General features: G+C 71.1%; 7 protein-coding genes. 5 read left to right on the top strand and 2 right to left on the bottom strand.

Annotated elements, in window-relative coordinates; all coding sequences use genetic code 11:
- The first annotated feature begins 149 nt into the window (after positions 1-149).
- The 3 genes from ACWEPF_RS18535 to ACWEPF_RS18525 all read left to right on the top strand — a co-directional run bounded on the left by ACWEPF_RS18535 (position 150) and on the right by ACWEPF_RS18525 (position 2,898).
- Positions 150-404, top strand: coding sequence for a hypothetical protein (locus ACWEPF_RS18535; RefSeq protein WP_452173425.1), 255 nt, complete (start codon positions 150-152; stop codon positions 402-404).
- Positions 405-605: 201 nt separating this feature from the next.
- Positions 606-2,219 (top strand): peptide chain release factor 3, encoded by a 1,614-nt coding sequence (locus ACWEPF_RS18530; protein ID WP_452173424.1) that lies wholly within the window; start codon positions 606-608, stop codon positions 2,217-2,219.
- A gap of 88 nt (positions 2,220-2,307) precedes the next feature.
- Complete coding sequence (locus tag ACWEPF_RS18525; protein WP_452173423.1) at positions 2,308-2,898, top strand: TetR/AcrR family transcriptional regulator; 591 nt, start codon at positions 2,308-2,310, stop codon at positions 2,896-2,898.
- Here ACWEPF_RS18525 and ACWEPF_RS18520 read toward each other — a convergent pair.
- Complete coding sequence (locus ACWEPF_RS18520; protein WP_452173422.1) at positions 2,882-3,703, bottom strand: LuxR C-terminal-related transcriptional regulator; 822 nt, start codon at positions 3,701-3,703, stop codon at positions 2,882-2,884. The genes ACWEPF_RS18525 and ACWEPF_RS18520 overlap by 17 nt on opposite strands.
- Before the next feature lie 338 nt (positions 3,704-4,041).
- Here ACWEPF_RS18520 and ACWEPF_RS18515 point away from each other — a divergent pair, with 338 nt between their 5' ends.
- Complete coding sequence (locus ACWEPF_RS18515) at positions 4,042-5,154, top strand: acyltransferase family protein (protein ID WP_452173421.1); 1,113 nt, start codon at positions 4,042-4,044, stop codon at positions 5,152-5,154.
- 56 nt (positions 5,155-5,210) lie between these two features.
- Positions 5,211-5,984, top strand: a complete 774-nt coding sequence (locus ACWEPF_RS18510) for an aldo/keto reductase (RefSeq protein ID WP_452173429.1) — start codon at positions 5,211-5,213, stop codon at positions 5,982-5,984.
- Between the two features lie 88 nt (positions 5,985-6,072).
- Here ACWEPF_RS18510 and ACWEPF_RS18505 read toward each other — a convergent pair whose 3' ends face one another.
- A complete protein-coding gene (locus ACWEPF_RS18505; RefSeq protein ID WP_452173420.1) occupies positions 6,073-7,515 on the bottom strand; it encodes a DHA2 family efflux MFS transporter permease subunit in 1,443 nt (480 codons plus the stop codon).
- Positions 7,516-7,723 lie beyond the last annotated feature (208 nt).

Below are 7,723 nucleotides of genomic sequence, written 5' to 3'. Positions count from 1 at the left end.
GGCAGAGATCACGAGCAAGACGTTCACGGACCCCCGTGACGTCCTGGTGAAGCCGGCAGCAGCGGTTCGCGGGCAAGGCCGGCGACGGCGTCCACCCGGCCGCGCCGGCCGACGGCCGGGACGCACCGGAGCGGCGCCGGATCGCGCCGGTGTCGGCCTTCAACGAGATGGCGGCACTGGCCGAGGGCGAGCACGAGGGCTGGCACCTGGTCGGCTACGGCGCTGCCTACCTGGAGGTCGAGGCCTCCGCCCACCCCTGGGAGCACCGCCGGGTCACCCTCGCCTCCAGCACCCGCCAACGCCGGATGGAGACCGAGGGCTGGCTCCCGGTCGGCGCGGGCTGGTTCCCCTGGCGCTACTACAAGCGCGCACTGCCGGCCACCACCCGCAAGCACCTCGCCTGAATCCCGGCCGTCGGTCAGGTCGTTCCGCCGGGCGATGACGGCCGGTTCGCTGCGATGCGCGGTCCCGCGCGAGAACGGGGATTTCGGGGCCACGCCGCCCGACGGCCTATTATCGTCGTCTGGGCCCGCGTACCTGATGCCGGCTCACCAGGTACGGAGAGGCGTCACCGGCCTGCTGCCGATGCGTACCCGAGGAAACACGTGAGCTCCGTACAGCAAATCTCCGTCCAGCAGGTCCTCAACGAGGCCGGCCGCCGACGGACCTTCGCGGTGATCAGCCACCCGGACGCGGGCAAGTCCACGCTCACCGAGGCGCTGGCGCTGCACGCGCGGGCGATCACCTCCGCCGGTGCGGTGCACGCCAAGGGCGACCGACGCGGCGTGACCAGCGACTGGATGGAGCTGGAACGCGAGCGCGGCATCTCGGTGACCTCGGCCGCACTGCAGTTCGGCTACCGCGGCCAGGTGATGAACCTGGTCGACACCCCCGGCCACGCCGACTTCTCCGAGGACACCTACCGGGTGCTGGCCGCCGTCGACTGCGCGATCATGCTGATCGACGCGGCCAAGGGCCTGGAGGAGCAGACCCGCAAGCTCTTCGCGGTCTGCCGCCACCGCGGTGTCCCGGTGATCACCTTCATCAACAAGTGGGACCGCCGCGGCCAGGACGCGCTCACCCTGCTCGAGGACATCGAGACCCACCTCGGGATCACCCCCGTCCCGGTCGTCTGGCCGGTGGGCAACGCGGGCAACCTGCGCGGCCTGGTCGAAGCGGGGAGCACCGAGCAGATGCTGCGCTACACCAAGGTGCCGGCCGGCACGCACGCCGCCCTCGAGGAGCGGCTCACCTCCGAGCAGGCCGCCGAGCAGGAGGGCGAAGCCTGGACGACCGCGCTGGAGGAGCTGGAGCTGGTGCTCTCCTCCGGCCCCGGCTACGACCAGGAGGCCTTCGAAGCCGGCAAGATCAGCCCGGTCTTCTTCGGCGCCGCGCTGACCAACATCGGTGTGAAGCTGCTGCTGGACGCCGCGGTCGACCTCGCTCCGGCTCCCGGGCCCCGCCCGCTGGCCAAGGGCGGCAGCCGCGAGGTCGGCGAGGAGTTCTCCGGCCTGGTGTTCAAGATCCAGGCGAACATGGACCCGGCCCACCGCGACCGGATCGCCTTCGTCCGGGTCTGCTCGGGCGTCTTCGAGCGCGGCATGCACGTCACCCGGGCGGCCAGCGGCCGCTCGTTCGCGACCAAGTACGCCCACACCGTCTTCGGAGCCGAGCGCACCGTGGTCGACACCGCGTACCCCGGCGACGTGGTCGGCCTGATCAACGCGAGCGCGCTGCGGGTCGGCGACACCCTCTTCACGGGCAAGAAGGCCGAGTTCCCCGCGCTGCCCGCCTTCGCCCCCGAGTACTTCGCGGTGGCACGGCCCAAGGACATCAGCCGGTCCAAGCAGTTCCGCAAGGGCATCTCCCAGCTCGACGAGGAGGGCGTGATCCAGGTACTGGTCTCCGACCGGCGCGGCGACCAGGCGCCGGTCATGGCCGCGGTCGGCCCGATGCAGTTCGACGTGATCCTGCACCGGATGGAGCACGAGTTCTCCTCCCCGATCAGCCTCGACCAGCTCTCCTACCGGGTGGCCCGGATCACCGACGCCAACGGCGCCGCCGTCCTGGGCAAGTCCCGCCTGATCAACGGCGAGGTGCTCACCCGCCGCTCGGACGACGTGCTGCTGGCCCTGTTCGCCGACAAGTGGCAGCTGAACGCCTTCCAGCGCGCCCAACCCGACGTCCTGCTCCAGCCGCTGATCGCCACGGCGGACTGATCGCCGACCGTCTCCGAGCGAGTCCGGCCGGGTAAAGCTTAGGTATGCTAGGCGCTCGCTTGATCGGTCAAGGTTTGGGGCAGGGATCATGGGTGCGCATGCTGGGTTGACGGTCGAGCGGATCACTCAGGCCGCGGCCGCTCTCGCGGACGAGGTCGGCATCGAGAAGGTCACGATCTCCGCGCTGGCACGGTCGTTCGGAGTGAAGGACGCCAGCTTCTACTCACACGTGAAGGGTCTGCGGGAGATCCGGATCCGGGTCGCGATCCTGGCCTCGGAGGAGATGAACGAGTGCCTCGGCAGCGCGATCGCCGGCCGCTCCGGGGGTGAGGCGCTGATGGCGTTCGCCGACGCCTACCGGCACTACGCGCTGCGCCACCCGGGCCGGTACGCGGCGACGCAACTGCGCCTGGACCCGTCCGAGTTCGCGGGGACCGAGGTGTTCGCGCGGAGCGTGGAGCTGACCTACGCGGTGATGCGCTACTACGAGCTGGGCGAGCCCGACCTGACGGACGCGGCGCGGCTCCTGCGCAGCACCTTCCACGGTTTCATCAGCATCGAGGCCGCGGGCGGGTTCAACCACCCGCGCGGGGTCGAGGGGTCCTGGCAGCGGATCGTCTCGAGCCTGCACCAGCTGCTGGAGCAGTGGCCGCGGGCGGCGGTCACCGAGAAGGCGTGACCGGTCCGCGGGCCGGCCGCGCCCCGGCGGCTGCGGCGCGGGGGCGAGCCCGGTCACCGGGGCCGGCCCCCGCACCGGTCGCCGCGGTGCCGAGGCCCGACTCGTAGGCGAGGATGACGGCGTCGACGCGGTTGCGCAGGGCGAGCTTGTGGCAGATCCGGTTGAAGTGGGACTTCACCGTCCCCTCGGTGAGGGTGAGGGCGTGTGAGATCTGCTGGTTGGTCAGCCCCTGGGCGATGAGGTCGAAGACCTGCCGTTCCCGCGGCGTGAGTTGGGAGATGTCGGCCTGCGGCGGGGTCGGGACGGGCCGGTAGGTGCGACGCAGCGCGGTGAGCAGCTGGTCGACGGTACGGGTGCCGATCACGGTGTTGCCCCGGGCGATTCCCTTGACGGCGCTGAGGAGTTGACCGGGACTCTGGTACTTCGGCAGGAAGGCGCGCGCGCCGGCCCGGGCCGCGTTGAGGGTCCAGTCGTCGGTGAGGCCGTGGTCGGGGACGAGGAGCGCGACGGCGGTGCCGCGCGGGGAGCTGCCGGCGAGGTGGTGGACGGTGTCGAGGACGTCCGGGCCGGGGAGGGCGGCGTCCAGGAGGACGACGTCCGGTCGGTGGCGGTGGGCGAGCCCGAGGAGGGCGTGGCCGTCGGCCGCCTCGCCGAGGACGCGGAACGCGGGGTCCCCGTCGAGGACCGCGCGGATCCCGCGGCGGATCAGGGGATGTTCGTCGCCGAGCAGGAGCGTACTGGTGCCGGGCGGGGTGAGCCGCTCCCGGGCCGACCGCGCGCACCCGCGCCCGTCCGCGTTCCGCACGCCACTCCTGCTGTCCGGCATGGTGCTCCCGCTCGTCGTGGCCGTGGTCGGACGGGCCGGTGGGTCGGCTGTCCGGCTGACGGCAAGGCATTCCCGGGGTCAGCGTAGGCGCGCGTTCTGGAGCGGTGATGGTGCCGGGCTGAAGCGGCGCGGCCGCTGGTCGGGGCGCTGGTCTGCAACCAGGGTTGGAGGCCCCGGTGCCACCTGTGGTTGGCATACAGGGGGTGGCCCGGTTGGGTACGTTCGCCGCGACCTTGAGGATCTCTGTGAGAGGAGACGTTGTGGCCTCGAATGTGTCCCTGCCGCCCGCCGCGTCGCGTCTGCCGTCGCTGGCCGGCATGCGTTTCATCTGTGCGATCGTCGTCTTCAGTGCGCACGCCTACGTCTCGCTGTCGTTCAACGGTGACTGGACCGGCACCAACACCACGGTCCTGATGATCGTGGGGCGTTCGGCGCTGAGCTTCTTCTTCGTGCTGAGCGGGTTCGTGATGGCCTGGTCGGCGCGCCCGGGTGACACGGCCAGGGCGTTCTGGCGTCGGCGTGCCGCGAGGATCTATCCCGCGCACGTGCTCACCTGGCTCGCCGCCGTCGTGCTGCTGCTGACCGTGACCGGCGGCACGGTCACCCTGGGGGACGCGGTCTCGAACCTGCTGCTCGTGCACACCTGGCAGGCGTCGTTCATGACCAACAACAGCCTGAACGTGGTGTCCTGGTCGCTGTCCTGCGAGGTGTTCTTCTACTTCTGCTTCCCGTTGCTGCACCGCTACCTGAAGCGGGTGCCGGCGAAGCAGCTGCTGTGGTGGCTGGGCGGGACCGTGCTGGCGGTGATCGCGGTGCCGCTGGTGGCCTCGACCGCGTTCGCGTCGCAGCCGACGTTCCCGCCCTTCGACGTGACGTACGACCAGTACTGGTTCGTGTACCTGTTCCCGGTCACCCGGCTGCTGGAGTTCGTCCTCGGGATCCTGCTGGCCCGGGGCGTGATGGCGGGTCGTTTCCTCAACGTGCGGTTCAGCTACGCGGTCCTGGCCTTCGCGGTGGCCTATCCGCTGGCCACGCAGGTGCCGTACCTGTACTCGATCACGGCGATGTCGGTCGTGCCGGTGCTGATGGCGGTGCTGGCGGGCGCCGGTGCGGACATCCGGGGTTCGCTGTCGGTGGCGCGGAATCCGGTCATGGTGTGGCTGGGGGACGTCACCTTCGCCTTCTACCTGGTGCACTTCATGGTGCTGGAGTACATGTACCGGCTGATCAACGACGGGCACCCGGCCTCGCGGGCCGAGCGGGTCGGTTCGGCGGCCCTGCTGTTCGTCGTGTCGTTCGTGATCGCGGCGGCGGTGCACACCTTCTTCGAGGACCCGCTGTCCCGCCGTTGGGGTTCCCGCCGCCGGCGGGCGGAGCAGGTGCCGCCCGCCGCCCCGCGGCGCGCCGACGGAGAGCCGGTGGCGCGGTGAGTCTCCGAGCCGGCGCCGGGCCGGTTCCGTCGGTGACGCTGAACAACGGTGTGACGATGCCCCGGATCGGCTTCGGGGTCTGGAAGATACCGGACGAGGAGACTCCCGCCGCGGTGGCGACGGCCGTGGAGGCGGGGTACCGGAAGTTCGACACGGCGTCGGAGTACCACAACGAGGCGGGGACGGGCCGGGGGATCGCCGAGTCGGGGCTCGGGCGCGAGGAGGTGTTCGTCACGACGAAGGTCTGGAACGCCGATCACGGGTACGACTCGACGCTGCGCGCGTTCGACAGGTCGCTGGAGCGGCTCGGGCTGGACTTCGTGGACCTGTACCTGATCCACTGGCCGGTGCCGGCCAAGGACCTCTACGTCGACACCTACCGGGCGCTGGAGAGGATCCACGCGGACGGGCGGGCCCGGGCGATCGGGGTGTCGAACTTCCTGCGGGAGCAGCTGGACCGGCTCGCCGAGGAGTGCGGCGTGGTTCCGGCCGTCAACCAGATCGAGTTGCACCCCCGGCACCAGCGGGCCGAGGCGCGGGCCCTGCACGCCGAGCGCGGCATCGTCACCGAGGCCTGGTCACCGCTGGGCAGCGGGCACGGGATCATGGATCACCCGGACATCGCGGCGGTCGCCCGCAAGCACGGCAGGAGCGCGGCGCAGGTGTGCCTGCGCTGGAGCCTGCAGCTGGGCAACGTGGTGGTGCCCAAGTCCGCCCACCCGGAGCGGATCGCGCAGAACATCGAGGTCTTCGGCTTCGCCCTCGACGAGGACGACATGGCCGTGCTCGCGGCGCTCGAGGAGGCCAAGCCCTGGGGCACGCCCAAGTGAACCGGTGAGCGAACACGGACACCCCGCCGGACGTGGTTCCGGCGGGGTGTCCGCACGTGCTGCTCGCGGGGGCGCCGCGAGCGGTGGATCAGGCCCGCTTGGCCGGGCCGGAGGGCAGCAGCGCCGCGGGCAGGGCGGTCAGGACCACGAATCCCAGGGCCGCCCAGAACACGGTGTGGAAGGCCGGGATCACGCTGGCGCCGTCGGCGAGCGAGTGCTGCAGCAGCAGGGCGATGACCGTGGTGCCGATGGCCGCACCGAGCTGCTGGGAGACGGCGTTGACGGTGGTGGCGGCGGCCACGCCGGTCGGCGGGATCGAGTGGTAGAGGGTCACCATGACGGGCGAGGCGGCCAGTGCCAGGCCGATGCCCTGGACGAACAGCGCGGCGAGCAGCACGACACCGGGGTCGGCACTGTCGGCCAGGCCGAACGCGGTGAGGCCGATGGCGACCAGCAGCAGGCCGGCGAGGACCAGCGCGCGCGGGTTGCTCTTGGTGTCGATGACCTTTCCGACCAGGAGGACGGCGACGGCCGCGCCGAAGCCCTGCGCGATCATGATGGTCCCCGCGGCGAGCGGGCTCTTGCCACCGGCCTGCTGGAAGAACATGGGCACCAGGACGACGGCTCCGTAGAGGCCGAAGTTGTTGAGCAGCGAGACGGTGGTGGAGGCGGTGAAGTTGCGGTCCCGGAACAGGCTGAAGTCCACGATCGCGGCCCCCCGGTTGCGGCGGGCCAGCACGCCGTGCGCGACCAGGAGCAGGAGCGCCGCCAGCAGGGGGAGGAGGACCTGGGGGTCGCCGAAGGAGCGGCCCTCGCCCAGCCGGCTGAAGCCGTAGATCCCGGCGGTCAGGCCGATGCTGATGGTGAGCAGGCCGCTGATGTCCAGCCGGCCCGGCGGCTCTCCCTTGACGTTGGGGATGAGCATCGGGGACAGGACGGTCACGGCCAGGCAGACCGGCACGTTCAGGTAGAAGACCCAGCGCCAGGACAGGTCCTGGACGACGGCGCCGCCGATCACCGGCCCGGCGATGGGGGCGACCAGGATGGGGATGGCGATCAGGGACATCATCCGGCCCATCCGCTGCGGGCCGGCCAGCTGGACGACCAGGATGCGCATCAGGGGGAACAGCATGCCGGCCCCGAGGCCCTGGACCGCCCGGAACACGATGAGGGCGCCCAGCGACCAGGACAGGCCGCACAGGACCGAGCCGGCCAGGAAGAGGGCCAGGGAGGCGGTCCAGCACGCCGCGGCGCCGAATCGCTGGGCCGCCCAGCCGGTAACCGGGATGACCGCGGACATCGCCAGCAGGTAGGCGGTGGAGACCCACTGCACGTCCGCCAGGCTGGCGTTGAAGTGCTCCGTGAAGGAGTGCAGCGCCACGCCCACGATCGTGGTGTCCATGAGGGCGACGAACGCGCCGAGGGCGAGCACGAGTGCCGCGCGGATCAGCGGGCCGCCGAGGGCCTGCGGCGGGGCGGGCGCCGGCAGCGGCTCGCTCTCCGTCTTGGTGGTGGTGACCTCTTCAGCCATCAGGGTGCCTTTCGTGTGTCGCGCTGCCTGTGCGATGGATGTGGGTGGGTGGCCTGTTCGGCCTCGATTGCCGGACACCGTAAGGGATCTGATCGATCGTCAAGCCGCGAACGCCCCATTCCGTCACCGCCCGGTCGTCTCGCCGACGACAACCTAGCACCTCTTGACCAGAACCTAGGACATTTAGGCCAGGTCGATCCCGTTCACC

It is taken from the genome of Kitasatospora sp. NPDC004289 (genome assembly GCF_053602875.1).
The sequence above is the reverse complement of the archived record's forward strand: the minus strand, read 5'-3'. Positions and strand labels throughout refer to the sequence as shown.